At 70.4% G+C, this 24,318-nt stretch carries 23 protein-coding genes; 6 read left to right on the top strand and 17 right to left on the bottom strand.

Going from position 1 to position 24,318, the window contains the following annotated elements; translation table 11 throughout:
• The first annotated feature begins 7 nt into the window (after positions 1-7).
• Positions 8-187, top strand: a complete 180-nt coding sequence (locus AC0685_RS08765) for an LPXTG cell wall anchor domain-containing protein (RefSeq protein ID WP_478225000.1) — start codon at positions 8-10, stop codon at positions 185-187.
• 104 nt (positions 188-291) lie between these two features.
• Positions 292-1,443, top strand: a complete 1,152-nt coding sequence (gene wecB / locus AC0685_RS08760; RefSeq protein ID WP_478225227.1) for a non-hydrolyzing UDP-N-acetylglucosamine 2-epimerase — start codon at positions 292-294, stop codon at positions 1,441-1,443.
• On the opposite strand, the gene tsaD is transcribed toward wecB, so the two are convergent.
• From tsaD to tsaB, 3 genes are read right to left on the bottom strand one after another with little or no spacing between them, the layout of a single operon-like run.
• Positions 1,440-2,486, bottom strand: a complete 1,047-nt coding sequence (gene tsaD / locus AC0685_RS08755) for a tRNA (adenosine(37)-N6)-threonylcarbamoyltransferase complex transferase subunit TsaD (RefSeq protein ID WP_478224999.1) — start codon at positions 2,484-2,486, stop codon at positions 1,440-1,442. The genes wecB and tsaD overlap by 4 nt on opposite strands.
• Positions 2,486-2,965 carry a ribosomal protein S18-alanine N-acetyltransferase gene (rimI, locus tag AC0685_RS08750; protein WP_478224998.1) on the bottom strand — a complete coding sequence of 160 codons (480 nt, stop codon included), beginning with the start codon at positions 2,963-2,965 and terminating at the stop codon, positions 2,486-2,488. The genes tsaD and rimI overlap by 1 nt, the downstream gene beginning before the upstream one ends.
• Positions 2,962-3,621, bottom strand: coding sequence for a tRNA (adenosine(37)-N6)-threonylcarbamoyltransferase complex dimerization subunit type 1 TsaB (gene tsaB / locus AC0685_RS08745; RefSeq protein WP_478224997.1), 660 nt, complete (start codon positions 3,619-3,621; stop codon positions 2,962-2,964). Before tsaB ends, rimI begins: the two co-directional genes overlap by 4 nt.
• A gap of 316 nt (positions 3,622-3,937) precedes the next feature.
• On the opposite strand from tsaB, the gene AC0685_RS08740 reads away from it, so the two are divergent.
• A complete protein-coding gene (locus AC0685_RS08740; RefSeq protein ID WP_478224996.1) occupies positions 3,938-5,359 on the top strand; it encodes an acyl-CoA synthetase in 1,422 nt (473 codons plus the stop codon).
• Positions 5,356-6,687 (top strand): carboxyl transferase domain-containing protein, encoded by a 1,332-nt coding sequence (locus tag AC0685_RS08735; protein WP_478224995.1) that lies wholly within the window; start codon positions 5,356-5,358, stop codon positions 6,685-6,687. Before AC0685_RS08740 ends, AC0685_RS08735 begins: the two co-directional genes overlap by 4 nt.
• A 118-nt stretch (positions 6,688-6,805) precedes the next feature.
• Here the strand turns inward: AC0685_RS08735 and tsaE are convergent, their stop codons facing one another.
• From tsaE to glmS, 8 genes are all read right to left on the bottom strand, one after another.
• Positions 6,806-7,270 carry a tRNA (adenosine(37)-N6)-threonylcarbamoyltransferase complex ATPase subunit type 1 TsaE gene (tsaE, locus tag AC0685_RS08730; RefSeq protein ID WP_478224994.1) on the bottom strand — a complete coding sequence of 155 codons (465 nt, stop codon included), beginning with the start codon at positions 7,268-7,270 and terminating at the stop codon, positions 6,806-6,808.
• Positions 7,270-8,367: an alpha/beta fold hydrolase gene (locus AC0685_RS08725; RefSeq protein WP_199745637.1), complete on the bottom strand. Its 1,098-nt coding sequence runs from the start codon at positions 8,365-8,367 to the stop codon at positions 7,270-7,272. Before AC0685_RS08725 ends, tsaE begins: the two co-directional genes overlap by 1 nt.
• Positions 8,364-9,503 carry an alanine racemase gene (alr, locus tag AC0685_RS08720; RefSeq protein ID WP_478224993.1) on the bottom strand — a complete coding sequence of 380 codons (1,140 nt, stop codon included), beginning with the start codon at positions 9,501-9,503 and terminating at the stop codon, positions 8,364-8,366. The genes AC0685_RS08725 and alr overlap by 4 nt, the downstream gene beginning before the upstream one ends.
• A 28-nt stretch (positions 9,504-9,531) precedes the next feature.
• Complete coding sequence (locus AC0685_RS08715; RefSeq protein WP_034304347.1) at positions 9,532-10,623, bottom strand: ABC transporter ATP-binding protein; 1,092 nt, start codon at positions 10,621-10,623, stop codon at positions 9,532-9,534.
• Positions 10,624-10,627: 4 nt separating this feature from the next.
• Positions 10,628-12,055: a xylulokinase gene (xylB, locus tag AC0685_RS08710; RefSeq protein WP_478224992.1), complete on the bottom strand. Its 1,428-nt coding sequence runs from the start codon at positions 12,053-12,055 to the stop codon at positions 10,628-10,630.
• Positions 12,045-12,860, bottom strand: a complete 816-nt coding sequence (locus AC0685_RS08705) for a DeoR/GlpR family DNA-binding transcription regulator (protein ID WP_340684731.1) — start codon at positions 12,858-12,860, stop codon at positions 12,045-12,047. The genes xylB and AC0685_RS08705 overlap by 11 nt, the downstream gene beginning before the upstream one ends.
• A gap of 234 nt (positions 12,861-13,094) precedes the next feature.
• Positions 13,095-14,534, bottom strand: a complete 1,440-nt coding sequence (locus tag AC0685_RS08700; RefSeq protein WP_478224991.1) for an NAD(P)H-hydrate dehydratase — start codon at positions 14,532-14,534, stop codon at positions 13,095-13,097.
• A 15-nt stretch (positions 14,535-14,549) separates the two neighbouring features.
• Positions 14,550-16,412 carry a glutamine--fructose-6-phosphate transaminase (isomerizing) gene (gene glmS, locus AC0685_RS08695; RefSeq protein ID WP_478224990.1) on the bottom strand — a complete coding sequence of 621 codons (1,863 nt, stop codon included), beginning with the start codon at positions 16,410-16,412 and terminating at the stop codon, positions 14,550-14,552.
• Positions 16,413-16,583: 171 nt separating this feature from the next.
• Between glmS and AC0685_RS08690 the strand changes: the two genes are divergently transcribed.
• The gene (locus tag AC0685_RS08690; RefSeq protein WP_478224989.1) at positions 16,584-17,408 is read left to right on the top strand and encodes a dienelactone hydrolase family protein; all 825 of its coding nucleotides are present in this window, start codon (positions 16,584-16,586) and stop codon (positions 17,406-17,408) included.
• 51 nt (positions 17,409-17,459) lie between these two features.
• Here the strand turns inward: AC0685_RS08690 and AC0685_RS08685 are convergent, their stop codons facing one another.
• The 5 genes from AC0685_RS08685 to AC0685_RS08665 all read right to left on the bottom strand — a co-directional run bounded on the left by AC0685_RS08685 (position 17,460) and on the right by AC0685_RS08665 (position 22,872).
• A complete protein-coding gene (locus tag AC0685_RS08685) occupies positions 17,460-18,005 on the bottom strand; it encodes a hypothetical protein (protein WP_478224988.1) in 546 nt (181 codons plus the stop codon).
• Positions 18,006-18,033: 28 nt separating this feature from the next.
• Positions 18,034-20,427 (bottom strand): hypothetical protein, encoded by a 2,394-nt coding sequence (locus AC0685_RS08680; protein WP_478224987.1) that lies wholly within the window; start codon positions 20,425-20,427, stop codon positions 18,034-18,036.
• Positions 20,427-20,741 (bottom strand): hypothetical protein, encoded by a 315-nt coding sequence (locus AC0685_RS08675; protein WP_276366451.1) that lies wholly within the window; start codon positions 20,739-20,741, stop codon positions 20,427-20,429. Before AC0685_RS08675 ends, AC0685_RS08680 begins: the two co-directional genes overlap by 1 nt.
• Before the next feature lie 138 nt (positions 20,742-20,879).
• The gene (locus AC0685_RS08670) at positions 20,880-21,185 is read right to left on the bottom strand and encodes an acyl carrier protein (protein WP_020633351.1); all 306 of its coding nucleotides are present in this window, start codon (positions 21,183-21,185) and stop codon (positions 20,880-20,882) included.
• A complete protein-coding gene (locus tag AC0685_RS08665) occupies positions 21,175-22,872 on the bottom strand; it encodes a fatty acyl-AMP ligase (protein WP_478224986.1) in 1,698 nt (565 codons plus the stop codon). Before AC0685_RS08665 ends, AC0685_RS08670 begins: the two co-directional genes overlap by 11 nt.
• Positions 22,873-22,887: 15 nt before the next feature.
• Here AC0685_RS08665 and AC0685_RS08660 point away from each other — a divergent pair, with 15 nt between their 5' ends.
• Positions 22,888-23,820, top strand: a complete 933-nt coding sequence (locus AC0685_RS08660) for a cytochrome P450 family protein (protein WP_478224985.1) — start codon at positions 22,888-22,890, stop codon at positions 23,818-23,820.
• A 4-nt stretch (positions 23,821-23,824) separates the two neighbouring features.
• Here AC0685_RS08660 and AC0685_RS08655 read toward each other — a convergent pair whose 3' ends face one another.
• Positions 23,825-24,310, bottom strand: coding sequence for a hypothetical protein (locus AC0685_RS08655; protein ID WP_478224984.1), 486 nt, complete (start codon positions 24,308-24,310; stop codon positions 23,825-23,827).
• Positions 24,311-24,318: the final 8 nt, after the last annotated feature.

Here is a 24,318-nt window from a genome sequence, read left to right as displayed (position 1 = left end):
GGTCGAAATGTACAAGTTGCCTGGCGCCGGAGTCGGCGTCGCCGGTGGCGGGGTGGGTGCCCTCGCCGCCACCGGGGCCGATGTCGGCTGGTGGCTGGCCGCCGGGGTGATCCTGCTGGTTCTCGGAACCATCGCGGTCATCGCGGGCTATCGCCGCACGAAACGGCTCGGCGAGATGGGGAGCTGACGCTTCCCCGGACGGAACGGCCGCCGGCGTGGGCCCCTCGCACGCCGGCGGCCTTCACCCGCGCTTTGCGGGACACTCGAAATGTGGATGAGGAGCGCGAACGCGTGGATGTGATGTTGCTGGCCGGAACACGGCCGGAGGCGGTCAAGCTCGCGCCGCTGGCATTGGCGCTGGCGGAGCACCCGCACCTACGGCCCTTCGTCGTCCACAGCGGACAGCATCAGGGCATGGTGGAACAGGCGCTGATCCCGTTCGGACTGCCGGTCGACGCCTGGCTCGACACCCCGCCCCGGACCACCGGCACGCAGGCGGAACTCGTTTCCGGGCTGCTGCCCGCGCTCGACGATGTGCTGCGACGCGTCGCACCGGCCGCGGTCGTCGTCCAGGGTGACACCACGACGGGGCTGGCCGGCGCGCTCGCCGCGTTCTGGCAGGGCATCCCGGTCGTGCATCTGGAGGCGGGCCTGCGGACGCACGACCTCGCCGCACCGTTCCCCGAAGAGGGGACGCGGCAGATGATCTCGCGTATCGCCGCCCTGCATCTCGCGCCGACGCCGGCCGCCGCGGCCGCGCTGCGCACGGAAGGTGTTCCGCGCCAGCGGATCGCCGTCACCGGCAACACCGTCGTCGACGCGGTGATCGCGATCGCCGAGCGGGATCTCCCGGCGAGGGACACCGCGCTCGCCTTGCTGGAGATGGAAATCGCCGAGGCGGGCGAACGCCTCGTCCTCGTGACGTCGCATCGGCGCGAGTCCTGGGGCGAGCCGCTGAGCCGCACGCTCGCGGCCATCGAACTGATCGTCGCGGAGCACAGCGACGTCCAGGTGCTGTTCCCGGTGCATCCCAATCCGGCCGTGCGGGATCAGGTGAAGACCGCGCTCGGCGGAACCCCGCGGGTGACGATCACCGAGCCGCTCGAATACCCCGACCTCGTGCGCGCGTTGCGGCTCGCCGAGCTCGTCCTGACCGATTCCGGTGGTATCCAAGAGGAAGCACCGACTTTCGGCACGCCCGTCCTCGTGCTCCGCGACGTCACCGAACGACGCGAAGCCGTCGAGGCCGGCTGCGCCTGGCTGGTCGGGACGGACACCGGCCTCATCGCGGACACCGCGGCGAAGATCCTGTGTGGCGACCTCCATCCGACACATGCCGGAAACCCTTACGGCGACGGCAATGCCGCCGCGTTGTCGGTGGCCGCGCTGGAGGAACTGCTCGACCTCGCCCCGGCGCCACGCACCGCCGCCGAATCGCGCTAGATCGAGACGATCTGCACGGGCAGCGCCGGATTCGCGGAGAAGTCGAGTGATGCCCGCGGCCGTCCGGCGGCGACCACGTGCGCGCCGAGCGCGGCGATCATCGCGCCGTTGTCGGTGCACAGCCGCGGCCGCGGAACCCGCAGGGTGATCCCGGCTTCGGCGCAACGCTCGGCGGCGAGTTCGGACAGTCGCGAATTCGCCGCCACGCCGCCGGAGATCACCAGCGTGTCCACGCCGTGTTCCTTTGCGGCACGGATGGCTTTCATGGTGAGCACGTCGGCGACGGCCTCCTGGAACGACGCGGCGACGTCGTCGACGGGAATGTCCTCACCGCGGCGTTCGGCGCCTTCGACCCAGCGCGCGACGGCGGTTTTCAGGCCGGAGAAGGAGAAGTCGAACTTCGCGTCGCGCGGCCCGGTCATCCCCCGGGGGAACGCGATGGCCGCGCCGTCACCGTTCTTGGCGGCCTTGTCGATGGGCGGGCCGCCGGGGTACGGCAGGCCGAGTACGCGGGCGACCTTGTCGTAGGCCTCGCCCGCCGCGTCGTCCACAGTGGACCCGAGTTCGGTGATCTCGGACGCGATGTCGTCCACCAGCAGCAATTGCGTGTGCCCGCCCGAAACGAGCAGGGCGAGACAGCGGTCGGGCAGTGGGCCGTGCTGGAGCGTGTCGACGGCGATGTGCCCGGCCAGGTGATTGACGCCGTAGAGCGGGATGTCGAGCGCGGCGGCGTAGGCCTTGGCCGCGGCGACGCCGACCAGGAGCGCGCCGGCAAGCCCGGGTCCCGCGGTGACCGCGATTGCGTCCACATCGGACAGTTGGAGCCCGGCTTTTTCGAAGGCCCGCTCAACCGTCGGGACCATCGCCTCCAGGTGCGCGCGGCTGGCGACCTCGGGCACGACGCCACCGAAGCGGGCGTGCTGGTCGACGCTGGAGGCGACCTCGTCGGCGAGGAGTTCGACCGTGTTGTCGTCGTGCAGGCGGACGAGGCCGACACCGGTCTCGTCGCACGAACTCTCGATGCCCATGATGATGCGCGGCATCAGCCCGCCACCTCGTCTCGGACCTGGGCCCGCGGGCGGGCCATCGTGTAGGCGTCGGCGCCGGAAGGCTGGTAGTAGCGCTTCCGGAGGCCGACGCGTTCGAAACCGTGCCGCTCGTAGAGCGTGATCGCCGCGTCGTTGTCGGTGCGGACTTCGAGGAAGACCGGCGCGGCGAGTTCGTCCGCGCGGTCGAGGAGCGCCTTCAGCAGCGTGGTGCCGATGCCCTTGCGCTGGTGGCCGGGGTCGACGCCGATCGTGTGGATGCTCGCCTCGTAGTCGCCGCGGCGGCCTACGACGGCGAGCCCGGCGTAACCGATGACCTCGTCGCTTTCGTCCGGACGGGCGACCAGGTAGTAGCCGCCAACGTCGAGTTCGGCGTGAAAGGCGTAGGCGCTCCACGGCGAATCGCCGGGGAAAAGGATCTTCTCTATCTCGACACAGCGGGGGATGTCCTTGCGGCGTAAGGGTTCCAGCCTCACGGCGTGGTCACCTTCTTGCGCGCGGCCGGTTCGACGGCGTCCGGGCGGCGGAGATACAGCGGGGTAAGTGGGCTTGGCTTCTTGTCGAAGTCCTCGCGGGCGGCCTTGACCAGTCCGACGGGTGACGGGAAGCGCGGCTCGATCGGCTGGACACCCAGGGTGTCCGCGTAGAGGAGCGCGCCGTCACCCGCCGCGACCTTGATGGTGGTCTCGAGGTCGGCGGGCCGCTCGACGTGGGGGCCGTCGGTGCGGGAGCCGTCGGCGGCGTACGCGGCCCAGTAGACCTCGCGACGCCTCGCGTCGGTGAGGACGAGGAAGGGCGCTTCGCCGGGGGCGACGTCGGCGGCGATCGCGTCGAGGCTGCACACCGGGTACGCGGGGATGCCGAGGGCGTGGGCGAGCGACGCGGCGGTGGCCATGCCGGCGCGAAGGCCGGTGAAGGGGCCGGGGCCGACGCCGCAGACGATGGCGTCGAGGTCGCGAAGCGTGACGCCCGCGGCCTTGACGGCTTCGAGGGCGTGGGGCGTGATCAGCTCGCCGTGCGCGCGCGGGTCAACCGTGACGCGGTCGCCGCGCGACTCGAGGACGTCGCCGTCCAGGGCGACGAGGCCCGCGGTGACCGCCGGGGTCGAGGTGTCGATGGCCAGTACCAGCACGGTTACCCAGCCTACGACCAGCGTCCCGGGTCGCGTTTAGCGGGCTGAACGCGATCGGGTGGCGTCGCCGCTCCCCTGACGCCGGATCGCGTTTAGGGGGCTAAAGTCGCTCCCGCTCTCCGCCCGCAGATCGCGTTTAGCCCGCCAAACGCGATCCGGTGGAGCTTGGCGCCTCAGGCCCGCAGATCGCGATTAGGGGGCTAAACGCGATCCCGCCGCGGGTGTGAAGCTGGTCGCAGGGGTGCGGGTGGGCAGCGCGGTACGGTCCTGCGAGGGCCACGTGCCCGGCCGGCGGAATCGAGCAGGAGGTCACACGGTGCCCGATCGGTTGTTCCCCACGCTGGCGAGCGGCTCGGCCAAGGAGGCGCTGCGCTTCGGCGACATCTCCCTCACCTACGACGACGTCGCGGCCATCGCCGGCACACTCGCCCGCGACCTGCCGCGCGACCGCGTCGCCGTCTGGGCGACGCCGTCGGTGCACACCAGCGTCGCCGTCATCGCCGCCCTGCTCGCCGGCGTCCCCGCCATCCCGCTCAACCCGAAGATCGGCGAGCGCGAACTCGCGCACATCCTCACCGACAGCGAGCCCGTCCTCGTACTCGCCGAACCGGGCGTCGACCTGCCCGCGGGGCTCAGCGGCCTGCCGCGCCGCGACGTCGTCCTCGAAGGCACGCCTGTCGATCTCCCCGCCGAACCGGACGCCGAAGCCCCGGCGCTGATCGTCTACACCTCCGGCACCACCGGCCCGCCCAAGGGCGTCGTCCTCCCCCGGCGCGCCATCTCGACGACTCTCGACGCGCTCGAAGACGCCTGGGAATGGACCGCCGACGACGTCCTGGTCCACGGTCTGCCGCTGTTCCACGTGCACGGCCTGATCCTCGGCATCCTCGGGCCGCTCCGGCGCGGCGGCTCGGTCCGGCATCTCGGTCGTTTCTCCACCGAAGGCGTCGCACGCGAACTCGCCTCCGGAGCGACGATGATGTTCGGCGTCCCGACCATGTACCACCGCATCGCGGGCGAAGTCGGTGAAGACCCGTCGCTCGCCGAAGCCCTCGGCGGCGCCCGGCTGCTCGTCTCCGGATCGGCCGCGCTGCCCGTCCACGATCACCAGCGCATCACCGCGGCGACCGGCCGGCGCGTGATCGAGCGCTACGGGATGACCGAGACCCTCATGAACACCAGCATTCGCGCCGACGGCGAACACGTGCCCGGCACAGTCGGTGTCCCGCTGCGCGGCGTCGATCTCCGGCTGGTCGACGAAGCGGGCAAGCCCGTCGAGGAGATCGAGACCGTCGGCGAGATCCAGGTCCGTGGGCCGAACCTGTTCACCGAGTACCTCAACCGCCCCGACGCCACCGAAACCGCCTTCGACGACGGCTGGTTCCGGACCGGCGACATGGCGACCCGCGACGGGGCCGGATACGTGAAGATCGTCGGCCGGAAGGCGACGGATCTGATCAAAAGCGGCGGCTACAAGATCGGCGCGGGCGAGATCGAGAACGCGCTCATGGAGCATCCCGGCGTCGCGGAGGTGGCGGTGACCGGCGAGCCCGACGACGACCTCGGCGAGCGCATCGTGGCCTGGGTGGTGCCCGAAGGAGAACGCCCGGCGGAGTCGGAACTCGCCGACCACGTCTCGCGCCTGTTGTCGCCGCACAAACGGCCTCGGGTGGTCCGCTATCTGGAAGCGTTGCCGCGCAACGACATGGGCAAGGTCATGAAGCGGGCGCTCGGATGAGAAGGCCCTCGGCGCGGTCCGTCATCAAGGGAATCGCGACCGGTTTCGAGGATCTGGACGTCCCGCGTTCCGAGGAGCCAGACGACGGGCCGATCGGCTGGCCGGGTTACCGCTCGGCACGCGAGACCGCCGAAGAGCGAACTGGAGAAGACGAGTCCGTGGTCTGCGGGACCGCCAGGATCGGCGCCGTCGAAGCGGTCGTGATCGCCTTCGAGTTCGGCTTCCTGGGCGGGTCGATCGGTCTGCGGACCGGTGACCGCGTCGAAGCGGCGTTCGCGCGGGCGGTCGAATCCCGGTTGCCCGTGGTGTCACTGATCGCGACCGGCGGCAGCCGCATGCAGCACGGGATGCGGGCCCTTTCGCAGTTGCAGCGCATCGCGCGGGCGGCGGCCGGAGCCCGGTCGGTGCCGCAGATCTCGGTGCTGCGCGATCCGACCACGGGCGGCGGCTGGGCGACCCTCGGCGCGAGCGCCGACGTCGTTCTCGCGCTGCCCGAGGCACAGGTCGGTTTCGCCGGTTCCCGCGTGCGGCCCGTCGGCGCACCCGCGGAGGCGTACACGGCCGAAGCGAAGCTCGCGTGGGGCCAAGTCGATCAGATCGTGGCGTCTGCCGACCTTCCCGCCGCACTGGAACGGTGGCTGGGCCTCCTGACTTCGCCGACGCCGGAAGCCGCGGAGCCGCCTGGCGCGCTCGGGGTGACGGACTTGCCCGACAGCGGATGGGACGCGGTCCAAGCCGCGCGCTCCGCCGAGCGGCCGAGGGCAGCGGAGTACCTCGACGCGTACTTCGACTGGCGTGAGGAGGTCTCGGGCGACAGGTGCGGCGGAGTCGACTCCGGTGTCTTATGCGGCTTCGGCTGGCGAGGCGGCCGAGCGATCGCGTACGCCGCGCAGTGCGGAACGCCGACGTCGCCCGCGGGTTTTCGGACGGCGGCGCGTCTGGTGCGGCTCGCGTCGAGGCTCGGAATCCCGGTCCTCACCCTCGTCGACACCCCGGGCGCGGCGAACGACGAGGCGGCCGAGCGGGCCGGGGCCGGCGCGGCGATCGCGGAGTTGTTCGAGGCGGTCGCGAGCGCGACCGTGCCGATCACGACCCTGGTGATCGGGGAAGGTGGGTCCGGAGGCGCGCTCGCGTTCGCGGCGCCGGGGTCGACGTGGGTGACGCCCAGCGCGTACTTCTCGGTGACCTCGCCGGAAGCGGCCGCGGCGATCCTCAAGCTGTCCGCCGACGAAGCCCCCGCCCTCGCGGACCGGCTGCGGCTACGCCCCCAAGACCTTGTCGACCTGGGGATCGCGCGCTCCGTCGTCGGCCCGGCGGATCGCGTTTAGCCCGCGAAACGCAAGTCGGACAGCACAGATCGCGATTAGGGGGCTAAACGCAGGTCGGCCCGCAGATCGCGATTAGCCCGCGAAACGCAGGTCGCCCTGCCCACGCCCCAGATCGCGATTAGCCCGCTAAACGCAGGTCTGGCGTGCGGGACGTCCAGGTGCCGTGCGGCTCCAGGGTGACCAAGCGGACATCGTCCTCACGGCGCTCAAGCCGCACGACGAGGTAGTCGTCCGACAGGCGTTCAGCGGACCCTTCACCCCATTCGACGACCAGCGCGGATCGCTCCAGTTCGGTGTCGAGGTCCAGGTCGTCCAGCTGCGAGAGATCCCCACCGAGCCGGTACGCGTCCACGTGTACCAGCGCGACCCCGGAAGCCCCCGCCGGATGCACCCTGGCCAGTACGAACGTCGGCGAGCTGACCCGCCCTCCGACCCCGAGACCGTCCGCGATCCCGCGGGTCAGCGTCGTCTTGCCCGCCCCGAGCGGCCCGGCGAGCAGCACCAGATCGCCCGCGCGCAGCGAGCGTCCGAGCTCACGCCCGAAGTCCATCGTCGACTCGGGAGTCGGGAAAGCGAAATTCATCAGCGTTGCCACCACCAGGTCCGCCGTTCGGAAGTCTCACCATCGGTGCCCGTGCATCGTTGCACCAAGTCGATCAGGTGGCTGTTCACCAGCTCGGGTTGTTCCAGCTGCACCATGTGCCCCGCGCCGCGGACGCGCACCAGCTCCGCGTCCGGCAGCTCCGCCGCGATCCGCTCGGCGTGCGCGATCGGCGTGAACCGGTCGGAATCCCCGCCGACGACCAGCACGTGCGCGTGCTTCAACCCAGCGAGCGCGGCGTACCGGTTGTGGCTGCCGAGCGTGTCGACGAAGTTCACGAGCCCGCGCACCGGCGTGACTTCGAGCATTTCCAGCATGAAGTCGACGAGTCGCGGCGACACGTCACGGCTGCCGAACGCCAGCCTGCGCACGGCCTGCCGGGTCAGCTGCCCACCCGCCGCGCGCACGAACTCGACGAGCCCCGGCTGCCAGCCAGCCAGCCCGCCGACGCCTCGTGTGAGCGGGTTGTACTTCGAGAGCAGTGATCTCGGCAGTCCCCGAGCGCCGACTTCACCCGCCGCGGTCGCGATGAACGCGACTCCGCAGACACGGTCGTCGAACAGCTCGGGATGCTCCGAGGCGAGCTCCATGATCACCATGCCGCCCATCGAGTGCCCCATGAGCACGATGGGCCCCTCCGGCACCACCGAGCGCAGGACCATGTCGAGGTCGCGCGCCAGCTGCTCGATGGTGCTGGTCTCGGCGGTCGCGGCGCCGGATTGCCCGTGCCCGCGATGGTCGAAGTACACCTGTCGCACGCGCGGCAGCTTCAGCGACGCGAGGTCTCGCCGCTGGAAGTGCCAGCAGCGCTTCGACAACGCGAAACCGTGCACGCCGACGACGGTCAGCTCCGGTTCTCCTCCATCGGCCGGATCGATCTCCTCGACCGCGAGCGGCGTGCCGTCCTCCGCCGCCACTGTCGATGTCCGATCCGGTGCGAGATCCCCCAACGGCTCGTCCACGAACGGATCCTCACTCTGCCGCCGCTGCTGTGCGGCGACGGCGATCGCGGCGGCGGTGCCGGTGGCCACCGCCCCGACACCGCCGACGATGGCCAGCAGTCTTCGTGAAGGTGTCACGAGCCTGCCTCCAGATACGTCCGGTGGATACGCGGGCGGTACATCGAAGTCACGATCTCGTAGTCGATCGTCCCCAGCTTGTCGGCCCATTCCCGGGCCGTCGGCTCGCCGGAAGCGCCTTGGCCGAAGAGGATCACTTCGCTGCCGATGGACGGCTCGTCGTCTCCGCAGTCGACGATGAGCTGGTCCATGCAGACGCGGCCGACGACCGGCCGCCGCTTCCTGGCGAGCAGGACGTCCATCCGCCCGGACAGCGACCGCGGCACGCCGTCGGCGTATCCGACGGGAACCAGCGCGAGCGTGGTGTCGCGTTCGGCCGTCCAGCTGTGGCCGTACGAGACCGATTCGCCGGCCGGGATCCGCTTCGTGAGCACGACCGACGATTTGAAGGTCATCGCCGGGCGCAGATCGTCGCCGGTCGGCACCGGGTTCAGCCCGTAGATCGCGATCCCGGGGCGCACGAGGTCGAAGTGCAGGTCGGGCCTGGTCAGCACGGCGGCGGAGTTCGCGATATGCCGCATCGGGTCCAGGCCGGCGGCGCGAGCGATGTCGTAGGCCTCGTCGAACCGCTTCGCCTGCGCGTCGATGGAGGGGTGGCCGGGCTCGTCGGCGCAGGCGAGGTGCGACCAGATCGCGACGACGTCGATGAGCGGCTTGGCGGCCGCCGCGGCCTTGACCAGCGCCGGCCATTCCGCAGGTGGGCAGCCGTTTCGGGACAGCCCGGTGTCGATCTTGAGGTGCACCCGGCAGATCGCGGTTAGGGGGCTAAAGTCGCGTGCCCGGCGCGCGCCGTCGGCCACGCGGGCCAGCTCGTCGAGGGAGCTGACGGCGACGTCGATGTCTTCGGCGACCGCGGGCGCGAAGTCGGCTTCGGGAGTGTCGAGCCAGCTGAAGAGGCGAACACCGATCCCCGCCCGGCGCAGCGCGAGCGCCTCTCCGAGAGAGCAGGTGCCCAGCCAGGTGGCCCCACCCTCGACGGCGGCACGGGCGACCTCGAGGGCTCCGTGACCGTAGCCGTCCGCCTTGACCACGGCCATGGTCTGGGCCGAGGGAGCGCGGGATGCGAGCAGGGCGACGTTGTGCCGGATGGCGGACAGGTCGATGACGACCTCGGCACGCGGGAAACTGGCGGTCATAACGACCACCAGTTTCCCACGAACCGGCTCAGGACAGGCGCGCCCCGTCGGTGGCGGAGAACACGTGCAGCTCGTCGGGACGGATCCGCAGGTGCAGGGTGTCACCCATGGCCGGCGGCTTGCGCGGGTCGACACGGGTGACGACGTTCGACTTCGTGCCTTCGGCGTCGGTCTCGGCCAGCTTGCCGTACACGTACGCGTCCGAGCCGAGTTCCTCGACGAGGTCGACCTTGACCGGCACGGTGCCGTCCTCGCTGGTGGTCACCTCGAGCGACTCCGGGCGGAAGCCGAGGGTGACCGTGTCGCCGTCGGCCTTGGCGAGGATCTCACGCGTCAGCGGCACCCGCGCGCCACCCAGCTCGGCACCGTCTTCGGTGAGCTTCGCGGTGACGAGGTTCATCGCGGGCGAGCCGATGAACCCGGCGACGAAAGCGTTTGCGGGCCGGTCGTACAAGGCACGCGGGGTGTCGCACTGCTGCAGGAGACCGTCCGAAAGGACCGCGACCCGGTCACCCATCGTCATGGCCTCGACCTGGTCGTGCGTGACGTACACGGTGGTGACGCCGAGGCGGCGCTGCAGCGCGGCGATCTGCGTACGGGTGGAGACACGCAGCTTCGCGTCGAGGTTCGACAGCGGCTCGTCCATGAGGAAGACCTGCGGCTCACGCACGATGGCGCGGCCCATCGCGACACGCTGGCGCTGACCACCGGAGAGCGCTTTCGGCTTGCGGTCTAGGTACTGCTCGATGTCGAGCAGCTTGGCCGCGTCGAGCACCTTCTGCTTGATCTCCGACGCCGGACGGCCAGCGATCTTCAGCGCGAAGCCCATGTTCTGGCCCACGGTCATATGCGGGTACAGCGCGTAGTTCTGGAACACCATCGCGATGTCGCGGGCGCGCGGCGGCAGCTGCGTGACGTCGCGGTCGCCGATCCACACGGCGCCTTCGTCGATGTCCTCGAGGCCGGCGAGCATCCGCAGGCTGGTGGACTTGCCACAGCCGGAAGGCCCGACCAGCACGAGGAACTCGCCGTCGGCGATCTCGAGGTCGAGTGCGTCCACGGCGGGCCGCTCGGAGCCCGCGTAGCGCCGGGTCGCCTTGTCGTAGGTGATCGTGGCCATCGGTTCAGTCCTCTTTCGGTTTCGCGGAAATGCCGTGCCCGAGTTCGCGGGCTTCGAGATGCCGTCGCCGGATCCGGCGCCCCTCGGCGCTGTCCGCCTCGGTCGGCTCGAGTGGGGTGTAGCCGTGCTGTTCCTGCCAGCGGGGAGGTTCCGTGCTGGAAGCGAGGGCCCAGGCCGCCTGCCGCGCGGCACCGACCGCGACGTACTCGGCGACTTCGGGGATGACGACGGGCACGCCGAACACGATCGGCGCGACCGCGCGGACGGCGGCCGACTGCGCGCCGCCACCGATCAGGAGCACGCGGCGGACTTCGAGTCCCTGCTCGCGCAGGGCGTCGAGACCGGCGGCGAGACCGCACAGCATGCCTTCGACGGCGGCGCGGGCGAGGTTCTCGGGCGTCATGTTCGCGCGAGTCAGGCCGAACAGCGTGCCGTTGGCGTCCGGGAGGTTCGGCGTCCGCTCACCGTCGAGGTACGGCAGGAAGGTGAGGCCACCGGAGCCGGGCCCGGCCGTCAGCGCCAGCTTGTCGAACTCCGCGAGTTCGACGCCGAGCATCGCGGACGTGGCCGTGAGCACGCGGGCCGCGTTGAGGGTGCAGGCCAGCGGGAGGAAGCGACCGGTGGCGTCGGCGAATCCCGCGACGATGCCGGAGGGGTCGGCGCTCGCGGTTTCGGAGACGCCGAAGACGGTGCCGCTGGTGCCCAGCGAGACGACGACGTCGCCGGGGACGAGTTCGAGACCGAACGCGGCGGCCATGTTGTCACCGGTTCCGGCCGAGACCAGGATCCCGTCCGGGGTGTGGCCCGCGGCTTCGGCGGGTCCGATGACCTTGGGCAGTTCGGGAGTGCGGCCGCCGAAGGCGTGCGCGAGGAGGTCTTGGCGGTATTCGCCGGTGGCGGGCGAGAAGTAACCGGTGCCGGAAGCGTCGCCGCGATCGGTGACCGGCTCGGCGCCGGAGCCCAGCAACCGCCAGGTCAGCCAGTCGTGCGGGAGCAGAACGCGGGCGACGCGATCGGCCAGCGCCGGCTCGTTCTCCGCCATCCAGCGCAGCTTCGTGACGGTGAAGCTGGCGACCGGCACCGAACCGACGGACTTCGCCCAGCTCTCCGGACCGAGCTCGCCGCTGAGGTCTTCGGCCGCCTTCGCGGACCGGGTGTCGTTCCAAAGCAACGCGGGCCGGACGACCTCGCCCGCCTCGTCGACGGTGACCATGCCGTGCTGCTGACCGCCGATGCCGATGGCGCCGACGCCGTCGAGCAGGCCGTCCGTGGCCTCGCGGAACGCGTCCCACCACGCGGCGGGAGCGACCTCCGTGCCATCGGGGTGCGAAGCGCGGCCGGTACGGACGATCTCGCCCGTGTTCGCGTCGCAGACGACGACCTTCGTCGACTGGGTCGACGAGTCGATTCCGGCGACCAGGTCAGAACTCATATTCCGGCCCTTCCGGTGCGCACTCGACCTGCTCTATGGCGGTTCCCGCGGTCAGCGCCGCCTCGATCTCCTCGGTCGGTGCCTCTTCGTCGGTGATCAGGAGGTCGTAGTCACCGATGTCGCCGTACGCGTAGGTGGCGGTGCGGCCGAACTTGGAGTTGTCGACGACCAGGACGTTGCGGTCGGCGGTGCGCAGCGCGGCCTTCTTGAGCTCGGCGTAGTCCTGGACCGGGTGGAACAGGCGGCCGACCGCGACCGCGGCGACCGAGACGAACGCGATGTCGGCGTGCGTGCGGTCGAGGAACGCAACGACGTCCGGGCCGGCGCACGAGTCGAACTCGTGGTGGTAGCGGCCGCCAGCCAGGACGACCTCGACGCTCTTGGCCGGGCCGAGGATGCGGGCGGCTTCGAGCGAGTTGGTGATGACGGTGAGGTCTTCGACCTGGCCGAGGCGGCGGACGAGCGGGAAGAGCGTCGTCGAGTCGTCGACGAAGACCGTCTGACCGGAGTGGACGTGCGCCGCGGCGGCTTCGCCCAGCGCGTCCTTCGTGGCCTGGTTGAAGGTGTCGCGGAAGCGGGCGGCGGACTCCATGGTCGTCGCGGGGTAGGCCTCGACCTTGCCGCGGAGTTTGCGGAGGAGGCGGCGCTCGGCGAGGTCGTCGAGGTCGCGGTGCATCGTCATCAGGCTGACGCCGAAGCGGGCGGTGAGGTCGTCGATGCGGACCTCGCCGGTGGCGATGACGTGGTCGAGGATCTCCTGGCGTCGTTGCTCGACTGCGGCGTCCGATGGCCTGGTCTTAGACATGGGCGACACCGTTCACGACCCGGACCATCGCGGTCTCGGCGGGGTGGGTGTCGGCGCTCACACCTGCTTCTTACCAGATTATTCGCCCGGAGTTAACACGTAACTCGATAACTCTCGCATTTCTTGCCACCTTCCCCTCCGGCCCACGGACCTGCGTTTAGCCCCCTAATCGCGCTCTGAGGGCACCCGCCCGCAGAGCGCGATTAGGGGGCTAAACGCAGGTCGGGGCTCTGGTCAGGAGGTCAGCGCGCGGACCGACCGGATGGCGTCCGGGACCGCCGCGAGGATGCCGGAAGCCGAGGTGGGAGCGCCGTCGGCGGCGAGGGATCCGGCGAGGGAATGCACGTGCGCGGCCGCGCCGGCCGCCAGCCACGGGTCGAGCCCCGAAGCGAGCAACGCGCCGACCAGACCGGACAGCACGTCCCCCGAACCGGCCGTCGCGAGCCACGACCCCCGCGGCGTGTTCACCAGCGCACGCCCGTCCGGCGCCGCGACCACCGTGCAATGCCCCTTCAAGAGCACGACGGCGTCGTACTTCCGCGCGGCCGAACGCGCCGCCGCGACCCGGTCCGCCCCCGGCGGCGCCCCCATCAGCCGTTCGAACTCCCCCGCGTGCGGGGTCAGCACGAGCGGCGTGTCCGGATCGCGCGCGTCCAGCACGTCGGGCGAACGCGCGATGATCGTCGTCGCGTCGGCGTCCGCGCACACCGGCACGCCGCGGCCGAGCACGAACCGCAGCACGTCCCGCCCCTCGTTCCCCGTGCCGATACCCGGCCCGACGACCCACGCCTGGACCCGGCCCGCGTCGGTCACCGAACCCGTCGCGATGATCTCGGGCCACTGCCCGCGCACCACGTCCGCGGCATGGCCGGCGTACCGCACCAGCCCGGAAGTAGCCCGCACCGCCGCACCGGCCGCGAGCACGGCCGCCCCCGGATACGTCGCCGATCCGGCGGCCACCCCGACCACGCCCTGGCTGTACTTGTCGTCGGCCGGACCGGGCATCGGCCACGCGGCGGCGATGTCCGCCGTATCGAGTCGCTGCAGATCGGGATCGGTTAGCCGCAGTCCGATGTCCACCAGCGAGACCTCGCCGCAGGAAGCGGGTGCGAGGGCGTGCACCGGCTTGAGCGCGCCGAAGGTGACGGTCCGATCCGCCACGACCGCCGGGCCGTCGACGGCGCCTGTGTCCGGGTCCACCCCACTCGGCAGATCGACCGCGAGCACCGGCGAACTCACGTGCTCCAGCAACGCCGCGGCATCCGGCCGCAGCGGCCCGCGCGCCGAAATACCGACGATCCCATCGACGACGAGGTCGGCCCGCCGGATCCACTGTGGACCGTCCTCAAGGGACACGACCTTGCCGCCGGATCGCTTCAGAGCGGCCAAACCCGGGCCGTGCGCGCGTTCGGGCTTCAGCAGGATCGCCGATACGGCCACATTGCGGCGGCGCAGGAACGCACCCGCCCACAAGGCGTCACCGCCGTTGTTGCCCGACCCGACGAGCAGCGTCACGCGCCGGCCGGACACCGAACCTGTGTGCTCGGCCAGCATGTCGGCGGCGTGCACCGCGAGACCGAAAGCCGCGCGCCGCATGAGCTCGCCGTCCGGAGTGACGGCGAGCAACCGGTCCTCCGCCGCGCGAATCCGTTCCGTGGTCCAGATTCCCTGCACGACGCCTCCGGTCTGTTACTCGACGGTGACCGACTTCGCCAGGTTACGCGGCTTGTCGACGTCGTACCCGCGCGTGCGGGCGATCTCGGCGGCCAGCACCTGCAGCGGCACCGTGGAGACCAGCGGCTGCAGCAGCGTCGGCACGGCCGGGATCTCGATCAGTTCGTCGGCGAACGGGCGGACGGTCTCGTCTCCTTCCTCCGCGATCACGATCGTGCGGGCGCCGCGAGCCTGGATCTCGCTGATGTTCGACACCAGCTTCGAGTGCAGCACCGCCCGTCCCTTGGGCGAGGGCATCACCACGACGACGGGCAGGCCTTCTTCGATCAGCGCGATCGGGCCGTGCTTGAGCTCGCCCGCGGCGAAGCCCTCGGCGTGCATGTATGCCAGTTCCTTGAGCTTCAGCGCGCCTTCGAGGGCGACCGGGAAACCGACGTGACGGCCGAGGAACAGCACGGCCTTCGAGTCGGCGATCCGACGGCCGAGATCGCGGACCTGGTCCACAGTGGACAGGACCTTCTGTACCGCGGCGGGCATGGCCTCGAGTTCGGCGAACTCACGGGCGACCTCGTCCGGGTACTTGGTGCCGCGGGCCTGCGCGAGCGCCAGGCCGACCAGGTAGTTGGCCGCGATCTGCGCGAGGAAGGCCTTCGTCGACGCGACACCGATCTCCGGACCGGCGTGCGTGTAGAGGACGGCGTCGGACTCACGCGGGATCTGCGCGCCGTTGGTGTTGCAGACGGCCAGAACGCGGGCCTTCTGCTCGCGCGCGTGGCGGACGGCTTCGAGGGTGTCCGCGGTCTCTCCCGACTGGGAGACGGCGACGACCAGCGTCGCGCGGTCCAGCACCGGGTCGCGGTAGCGGAACTCGCTGGCCAGCTCGACCTCGACCGGCAGGCGGCACCAGTGCTCGATGGCGTACTTGGCGACGAGGCCAGAGTGGTACGCGGAACCACAGGCGACGACGAAGACCTTGTCGACGTCACGCAGGTCCTGGTCGGAGATGCGCTGCTCGTCGAGGATGATCCGGCCGCCGTCGAAGTGGCCGCGCAGCGTGTTCGCCAGCGCCTCCGGCTGCTCCTCGATCTCCTTGAGCATGAAGTACTCGTGGCCGCCCTTTTCCGCGGCCGAGAGGTCCCAGTCGACGGTGAACGGCTTGGCCTGGGCGGCGTCGCCGTGGAAGTCGGCGACCTCGTAACCGTCGCGGGTGATCACGACGAGCTGATCCTGACCGAGCTCGACCGCCTCACGGGTGTGCTCGATGAACGCGGCGACGTCGGAGGCGACGAAGTGCTCGCCCTCGCCGACACCGACGACCAGCGGCGACGAACGACGGGCGGCGACGATGGTGTCCGGCTGGTCGGCGATGCTCACGACCAGGGTGAACGCGCCTTCGAGCCGACGACAGACCGCGGCGACGCTGGCCGGGAAGTCGCCCTTCGTGTCGCCCTCGGTGTACGCGCGGGCGATCAGGTGCGCGGCGGTCTCGGAGTCGGTGTCGCTCGCCATCTCGACGCCTTCGGCCTCGAGCTCGGCGCGCAGGGCGGCGAAGTTCTCGATGATGCCGTTGTGCACGACGGCGACGCGCTGGGAGGCGTCGCGGTGCGGGTGCGAGTTGCGGTCGACCGGGGCGCCGTGGGTGGCCCAGCGGGTGTGACCCATCCCGGCGGTACCGGTGAAGGCGTCCCTGCCGACGGTGTCGAGCTGGGTCTCCAGGTTGGCCAGGCGGCCCGCTTTGCGCTCGACGTTCAGCGCACCGACGCCGTCGAGGACGGCGACGCCCGCCGAGTCATAGCCGCGGTACTCCATCCGGCGAAGCCCGCCGATGACGACGTCCAGAGCCGGGCGGTGTCCGACGTATCCCACGATTCCACACACGGCCACCAGCCTAACGACGGAAATTCGGCCCCTTCGCCCGGGCGCCCGCACCTGCGTTCAGCGGGCTAAACGCGACGCTTAGGCACGCTAAGCAGCGCAGTTAGCCCGCGAAAGGCGAACGCCGGGGCGGCGCGCGGGCCGGACGGGAGCCCGGGCAGTAAGGTCACGAGCATGGCCAGCAAGCCCAAGCAGCTGCTCGCGGAGCTGTCCCACCCAGGTCCGCACGAGGTTCTGCGCGGCAACCTCGCCCTGGTCGGACTGCCCGGCGTCGTGTTCACCCCCCGTTCGGGACTCGGTCTGCCCGCGATCGCGTTCGGGCACGGTTGGTTGCAGCCGACCGGGAGCTACCGGCATCTGCTCCGGCACCTCGCGAGCTGGGGCATCGTCGCGGCGGCCCCGGCCACCCAGCGCGGCCCGCTGCCTTCGCACCGGCTGCTGGCAGGCGATCTGCTCACGACGCTCGACCTGATCACGACCGTCCGCCTCGGACCGGACGGCATCAGCGTCGACCCGGCGAAACTCGGCCTGGCCGGGCATTCGACCGGCGGCGGTTCGGCGGTGCTGGCCGCCGCGCAGGCCGCCGAGAACGACGAGCGACCCGAGATCCGCGCGGTCGCGACCATCACCCCCGCGCAGACGCTGCCGCCGGCGACGGTGTCGGCCCGGTCGGTGACCGCGCCCGGCCTGCACCTCGCGGCGGGCGAAGACCTGGTCGCGCCGCCCGTCGGACATGCCGAGGCGATCGCGGACGCGTGGGGCGGGCCGGTGCAGCTCCGGAAGCTCGGGAAGTCGTCGCACCTCGGTGTCACCGAGGGCAGGCACTGGAGCCAGCTGCTGCTGCACGGGAAGCCGCACCGCGGGACCCAGCAGCTGACGCGGGCGCTGTTCACCGCGTTCTTCCTCACCCACCTGACGGGGACGGCGAAGTACCAGCCCCTGCTGGACGCCGACGTCAAACGCGCCCCCATCGAACTCCAGGACGAACCCGCCGCCTGACCCGCCCGGATCGCGTTTAGCGGGCTAAACGCGATCCGGGGGTGAAGCCGGTCAGTCGACCATCCACGAGTTGTTCGAGAAGTCGTCGTCGTCGAATCCCTTGTCGTCACGGGCGTGACGACCGCGGCGACGCGCGGGCGTGCCAGGCGCTTCGGGCGCCGCGGCGCTGGGAGCGGGCGTCGGCGCCGCGGGCGGGACGTCCACCGTCGCCGGCATTCCGGGCACCCCCGGCGCGACCGGGAGCGGGGGCGGCGGAGGAGGAGGCGCTACCGGCCGCGACGCGTCAGGACGGGCACCGAACTCGGCGAACCGGGCGTCCGGCTTGTCGTCGTCCTCGATGTCGAAGCCGATCGTGTGGCTGCGGTCGGCGGTCGTCTTGCCGGTCAGCCAGCCGCCCGCCTCCTTGCTCCGCTTCCCCAGCTCCTGCATGTGCGCGGCGTACTTGTCGTGGACGGCGGCGTCCTTCTGCATGGTCTCCACCGCCTGGGCCTTGGCGTCGGCGAGATGCCGCTCCCGCAGCCCGCGCTGCTCCAACTGCTCCGTGATGGCGGCGTCCTGCCTGGACATGGCGGCCGCCAGCCGGTCAACAGCGCTCATCGGTCCTCCCTCGTTCCCCGGCTACCGATCATCGCTCGTAACTGATCGAACGGTCGCCACCCTCGTCGTCGAGCGAGCCGCTGATCCGGCCGCCCGCGCCACTGGTCTCGAAAATGCCGCCTTCGACGCGGTACTGACTCGACCCGCGCTGCGTGTCACCCCCGCCACCACCGGCCGCGCCGCCCATGGCGCCCATGCCACCCATCATGCCGCCCATTCCGGCGGGCGAGCTCGCGGCACCGGCGTTCGCGGGCGCCGGGTCCATCCCGCCCGGAGCCATCCCGAGACCGCCCTCGGCCCCGGCCGGCTGCGCGCCGCCTCCGGACTGCATGCCCGCTTCCAGCGAACCGGCTTCGTTCAGCGACCCCGACGAAGCACCTTCGAGGGGGCTGCCGATCGCGCCTTCGAAGCTGCCGCCGCCTCCCGCGGTCGGCACGGTGCCATCGCCGCCGGAACCCGACGCGCCGCCCGCGGCCGCTTCGGCCCCCGCGGACACCGAAGCGGTCCCTTCGGCGCCGACGCCAACCTCGACTCCGCCTGGAGCGCTGAAGCCACTACCGCCGCCGCCACCGGGCGCCATCCCGCCGTCGGCGGGGGCGGGCATGGGACGAACATCTTCGACCTTGCCGGGCTGCGGGTTGCCGGGGTTCCGGTCGTCGAGGCCGTTCTTGATGTCGTCGGTCTCGAGGACGTCGCCGGTCTTGAGTTCCTTCTTCTCACCCTTTTCGTCGAGGGTGTAGGTGGTCGGCTCGCCCTTGCCGTCGTCGACGGTCACCACGGTCGGGCCGTTCGGGCCGTCCGGCTGCTCGGCGGTGATCTTGAGGTTGCCGTCCTGGATGTGGATCTTGCCGTCCGGGCCGGGCCGGTAGACGCCGTCGGGGCCGGGCTCGCCCTCCTTGACCGTGCCCTTCGGCCCGAACTCGCCGTCCTTGCCCTCTTCGCCGGGCTTGCCGTCCTTGCCCTCTTCGCCCTTCGGGTCGTCGAAGTCAAGCTTGTAGTCCTTCTCGTTGCCCTTGCCGTCGTCGACCTTGATGTCCATTTTGCCGTCTTTATCCGGCTCGGTCATCTCGATCTTGTTGTCGCCCTTTTGGACGGTCATGGTGTCCTGACCGTCGATGCCGTCCTTGATCGCCTCACCCGTCGCAGGGTCGATCGGGTACGGCTTGCCGGTCTCGGGGTCCAGCTCGAGCGGCTTGCCGGTGACCGGGTTCATGCCCTCGGCGGGCTTGTCCTCCGGCTTCGGCGCTTCGGGAACCGACGCGGCGGGCGGCGTGCCGGCGCCACCGCCACTCCCGCTTCCGCCGCCAGTACCGCTTCCACCGCCAGTACCGCCGCCGGTGTTCCCGCCGCCGTTGTCGTTGCCCTTGCCCTTGCCGTCGTCGGCGGGCGGCTTCTCGGATCCGGGCGCGGGGAACGGGTTCGTGTAGTCCTCCATGAACCGCGACAGCTCGTGATACTGCGTGTTGATCGTCTCGGTCGCGTTCTTGCAGAGCTTCTTGAAGTTCTCGAAACGCTCACCGAACTCGGTGGCGAACGAGCCCTTCAGCCACTGCTTCGCGGCCCCGATCGCGTAGTCCTTGTTCTCGTCGTTCAGATCGCAATCGTCGTGACGCAGCCGTTCGGCGAGGTTGTTGCCCGGGCACGCGGAGTCGAGCCAGTACGCGACGTCCATGAGCTTTTCTTTGGAATCGACCTTGCCGTTCGCGATCTCGACGACCTGCTTCGCGATGTACAGCGGCGCCGTGGCGACCTTGTCAACTCGGAGCTTCAGCGTTTCGTCGACCTTCAGCTTGAGCGCGCTGTAGATCTTGTCGATGGTCGACGGCACCAGTTTGATGGCGCCGTCCATCTGCGCGATGAGTTCCTTCGCGTCGGGCTGGATTCGCTGCTCGTACTTGACCTTCGCGGCTGTCGCGCCCTCGCCCTTCCAGTCGTGGAAGAGCGTGGTCAGCGCCGCCGTCGCGTCCTTCTGGGTCTGCTCGACGGCCTTCTTCGCGTCGCCGAGATCTTCGACCTCGTCGAACATCTTCTGGAAATTGATCTCACGGTTCTCGTGGAACCGGTCCCAGATGTCGGTCTTGTAGCTGATCTCGTACGACTTCTCCGGCATCTTGTTCCAGACCTGCTCAGCCCAGTCGGAAAAGAAGTCCAGCGCCGGCTTTCCGAGGTCGAGCACCTGGTCGGACTTGGTGGTGGAACCACCCGCGGCCGGCCGGGACATGGAGTCGAGATCCTTGTCGGCCTGTTTCGTGGCGGCCGCCTGCTTCTTGTCCCCGGCGGCGTTCGAGTCGCGTTCGGCGACGGCCTTCTTGTAAGCCTCTTCCCTGTTGACGAACGGGTTCAGCAAAGCGTCTTTGGTGCCCTGCGTGATGTAGGGGTCGTTCAGGATTTCCCGTACCTGGGCGGGCGTCGGTTCACTCATTACTGGGCTCCCGCCTTGTTGGCAGCCGCGGCGTTCGCCTGGTCGGATGAGGTGTAGCGGGTCGACGCGGTGCTGACTCCGCCGGCGAGCTGGGTGAGCTGGCCCGCGTACCCCTTCATCGCGTCGGAAATGGCGAGGATCCCGGTGGCGTAGCCCTTTTGGTAATCCTTGTGGACCCGGCCGAAGTCCGCGGGCTGAACCTGCGTCGGCCCCACCTTCCCCGCCTCGGACGTCGTGTTCTCAGCTGCGCGCTCCAACGACGTCGACGCCGTGAGCATCGCCTCTGAATCGGCTTTGTAGCCCCCGTCCGGCATGACCGGTGCCCCCTTCGTCCCGCTGTATCCGCCTCGTTGTCCTACCTACGACGCACGCCGGCGGCATCAGGTGCCATCGCATATGCACACAGAATGTACCCACCGGTCATCCGGGCCGCAGGGACATTCACACCTTTGCTAACTCAAACGATTTCGGCGCAAGAAGCCTGGTAGACCGCGTTTCCGGGGTTTCGCACCCGCCTCGACCGCCTCGGCGAGCACGGTGGCCGCGCCGCGGATGTCGACCAGGCGATCCAGCTCGTCGAGGTCGATGTCGATGCCGAACTCCACCTCGACCGTCGCCAGGAGCCGGACGCGGCGCCGGGAGTCGACGCCCATCTCGGCGAAGGGTGTGTTCTCGTCGATGGTGTCCGGATCGACGTCGAAGGTCTCGCAGACGAGGGCCTTGATCTCGTCGACGTACTCGCTCCCGTCAGCTGCCATGGGGGGATTCTGTCCCATCCGCGGTCCAGTACCGCGTTCTGGCCGCGGAACGCGCGACCTTGCCGCTGGAGGTCCTCGGCAGTCCGCCGGGTTTGACCAGGAAGAAAGCACGAAGCCGCACGTCGTGCCGCTCGGCGACGGCACGGGTGGCGGCCCGCGCGATCTCGGCTTCGTCGAAGTCCGGGGCCTTCCGAGCGCGCTCGGCGACGACGACGACACCCTCGCCTTCATCACCGTCGACCGAGAACGCGGCGACTCGTTCGGGCGCGAGAAGAGGATGCGCGGCGGCGACCGTCTCCTCGATGTCGTGGGGGCTGTGATTGCGGCCGTCGATGATGATCAGGTCCTTGATCCGGCCGGTCACCGACAGCCTGCCGTCGCGGATCATGCCCAGGTCGCCGGTGCGGAGCCAGCCGCCTTCCCCGTCGAGTTCGGCGCCGAACACCTCGGCGGTCAACTCCGGACGGCGCCAATACCCGGCGGCCACGTTGGGCCCCTTGACCCAGATCTCGCCCATGTCGACTTTAGCGGGCAAAACGCGATCCGGCGGGGGCACGACGCGGACCCGCTGCCCCCTGGGCCAGCCGATCTCGACGATTTCGCGGCCGTCCACCTCGGTCACCACCGGGCCGCCGGAATCGCCGCTGGCGACGTAGACCGTGGCTTCGGCCAGACCGTAGGACGGCCGGAACGCGCCCCTCGGAAAGCCATGGGGTTCATAAGCGGCGAGGAACTCCCGGACGGTCGCCGCCCGGACCGGTTCACTGCCGCTGAGCGCGATCGACACCGTCGAGAGGTCGTACTCGGCGCGCTTCGGCTCGGGCACGGCCTCGGTCACCAGGTCGTACGCGAAGTTCGGGGCCGCGGTGAGCGTGTTCGGATACGACGACATCAGCAGCAGCCAGCGCTCCGGGCGCCGGATGAACTCCAGCGGCGCGATGAACACCGTCCGGCCGCCGCAGTGCATCGTCCCCGCGAGCAACTGCGCCAGCCCCATGTCGTGGAAGAACGGGATCCAGCCGACGCATGTGGTGCGCTCGTCGACGTCGTAGGCGTCGCAGATCTGCCAGCAGGCGGCCGACAACGCCCGATGCGTGATGATCACGCCGGCGGGTGATCGCGTCGTGCCGGAGGTGTACTGCAGGTAGGCGGGGTCTTCGGCGGAGACCGGCGACGGCGGCGACTGGTCGGCCGGATCCAGCGGCAGGGTGTCGACGGCGATGATCTCGCGGGGCGCCGGAACCGCCTCGGCCCTGGCGAACTCGGTCAACCGCTCGACCAAGGACTCCGACGTGAGCCAGATGTCGGCGTCGCAATCGTTGAGGACCCCGACGAGCCGCTCGCGGTGAGCGCGGACGTCCGGTGCGGACAGTGGCACCGCGACAGCCCCGGCGTACAGCGCGCCGAAGAAGGCGACGACGTAAGAGAGGTCTTGCCGCGCCGTGATCGCCACGCGGTCTCCCGGCTGGATCACCTCACGCAGCTTCGCCGCGACAGCGCGGACGTGGACGAGCAGTTCGGCCCAGGTCAGCGTGTCCTCGACGGGCTCGTGCCGGTTCGAGCAGTCGAGGTGCGTGTACGCCGGACGATCGACGTCGGCGCGTTCGAGCAGGCGGCGCACGAGCGGGGTCCGCAACACTTCGTCGGGCACTTCTGGTGACACTGGCACATCCTCCGGCCGCGGCATGGGCATCATACGAACGTGGACGACTTCTTCGTGCTGGACGATCCGGCGGATCGCGCCAAGGCCCTGCGCGACCGCGAGCTCAGCTCGAACCCGGGCGGTGCCGCGGCCGAGACGCCGAACCTCCTGCTGATGGACGGCGCCGGCCACCGGCGGCTCCGCGCGGTCGTCAAGGAGGTCATCGCCCTCGTGGAGCCCCTGCCGGATGCCCTGCTCACAGACCTCCGCGTCACGATTAGCCCGCTAAAGTCGAGTGCGCGGTTCGACCTGGTCGCCGATTTCGCCAGGCCGGTGGCGGCCAGGGTGACGGAGGCGGTGCTGGGCACGGCCGAGCCACTCGGCGAGAAGCTGCTGACGAACCTTTCGGAGACCGCCGCGAATCTGGACGTCTGGGCGGGCGGGCCCGCCGGGGCCGACACCGCCGCGCTCAGGGTCGCGATGTTCTTCCTCAAAGCGACGGCTGTCGAAGGCGGCGGGCTGGCGCTGCTCCGCGAAGCGCACGAAGCAGGCCGGATCACCGAAGACGAGCTGATGATCACGCCGGTGATGCTCGCCCACGCGGCGTACGAGAACTCCATGAACTTCCTCGCCCTCGCCGGTCTCGAACTCCTACGCCGCCCGGACGTCCTCGACGACGTACGCGGCCTGATCCACGAAATCGCCCCGACCCGCTTCGCCGCCCGCCGCGTGACCGCGCCGTTCTCCTTGAAGGGCAAGGACTTCGCGGCCGGGGACAAACTGGCCATCCCGCTGGGCCCCGGCGACGAACTCGCCTTCGGCCTCGGCCGGCACACCTGCCCCGGCTCGCGAGTCGCGGTCGCCGAGGGCGAAGCCGCGCTTCGCGCCCTTGCCGAGATCCTGACTCCCGACCACGTCGCCGAGGAGGTGCGGTACAAGACGCACGCCGTCTTCCACGGCGTCGAGCGGGCCATCGTGGCGCTGCGAACCTGACCGCTCAGGTCGCCAGCCAGTCGGTGTTGGCGAAGTCGTCGTCGTCGCCCCGCGCGGCGGCCGCCCGCCGATGCCGCCCGGCCGGACGCTCCTCCGGCACGGGCGCCGGAGGTGGCGGGGGCTGCGGCGGCGCGGGAACGGCCGGAGCAGGCGGCCGGTACGCGATCGGCGGCTCCTCGGCCGTCCGATACCCGGCGCGGCGCTCGTTCTCGGTCTCGTCCTCCTCGAACCCGAAGTCGCCGTCGTCCTCGACCTTCTCGCTGAGCGTCGACTCGGTCGCCCAGCCACCCGCGGCCGCCGTGCGCCGCTTCTGCTCGCTTCGGGCCGCAAGTGCCGCGCCGGTCTCCTGCTTGAGCTGGTCGCCCGCGGTCCGGCTGTCCTCGATCGCCTTGGTCACCCGGTTGTCGACCAGGTACATCCGGTCGCCGTTCTCGCGCTCCAGCCCGGCCAGCTTGTGCCGGAGTCTGGCGAGATCCTCCTCAGGATTCACTGACCCCT

It is taken from the genome of Amycolatopsis sp. NPDC043889, assembly GCF_056435645.1.
This window is presented reverse-complemented; position numbering and strand designations above follow the sequence as displayed.

What these genes read in the sequence shown, in the direction of transcription:
- AC0685_RS08680 (WP_478224987.1), bottom strand. Translation starts at nt 20,427, where the DNA reads ATGAGTGAACCGACGCCCGCCCAGGTACGGGAAATCCTGAACGACCCC.
- AC0685_RS08685 (WP_478224988.1), bottom strand. Translation starts at nt 18,005, where the DNA reads ATGAGCGCTGTTGACCGGCTGGCGGCCGCCATGTCCAGGCAGGACGCC.
- AC0685_RS08665 (WP_478224986.1), bottom strand. Translation starts at nt 22,872, where the DNA reads ATGCCGCGGCCGGAGGATGTGCCAGTGTCACCAGAAGTGCCCGACGAA.
- AC0685_RS08705 (WP_340684731.1), bottom strand. Translation starts at nt 12,860, where the DNA reads ATGTCTAAGACCAGGCCATCGGACGCCGCAGTCGAGCAACGACGCCAG.
- AC0685_RS08715 (WP_034304347.1), bottom strand. Translation starts at nt 10,623, where the DNA reads ATGGCCACGATCACCTACGACAAGGCGACCCGGCGCTACGCGGGCTCC.
- tsaE (WP_478224994.1), bottom strand. Translation starts at nt 7,270, where the DNA reads ATGAATTTCGCTTTCCCGACTCCCGAGTCGACGATGGACTTCGGGCGT.
- AC0685_RS08765 (WP_478225000.1), top strand. Translation starts at nt 8, where the DNA reads ATGTACAAGTTGCCTGGCGCCGGAGTCGGCGTCGCCGGTGGCGGGGTG.
- AC0685_RS08675 (WP_276366451.1), bottom strand. Translation starts at nt 20,741, where the DNA reads ATGCCGGACGGGGGCTACAAAGCCGATTCAGAGGCGATGCTCACGGCG.
- tsaD (WP_478224999.1), bottom strand. Translation starts at nt 2,486, where the DNA reads ATGCCGCGCATCATCATGGGCATCGAGAGTTCGTGCGACGAGACCGGT.
- AC0685_RS08735 (WP_478224995.1), top strand. Translation starts at nt 5,356, where the DNA reads ATGAGAAGGCCCTCGGCGCGGTCCGTCATCAAGGGAATCGCGACCGGT.
- AC0685_RS08670 (WP_020633351.1), bottom strand. Translation starts at nt 21,185, where the DNA reads ATGGCAGCTGACGGGAGCGAGTACGTCGACGAGATCAAGGCCCTCGTC.
- AC0685_RS08690 (WP_478224989.1), top strand. Translation starts at nt 16,584, where the DNA reads ATGGCCAGCAAGCCCAAGCAGCTGCTCGCGGAGCTGTCCCACCCAGGT.
- alr (WP_478224993.1), bottom strand. Translation starts at nt 9,503, where the DNA reads ATGACCGCCAGTTTCCCGCGTGCCGAGGTCGTCATCGACCTGTCCGCC.
- xylB (WP_478224992.1), bottom strand. Translation starts at nt 12,055, where the DNA reads ATGAGTTCTGACCTGGTCGCCGGAATCGACTCGTCGACCCAGTCGACG.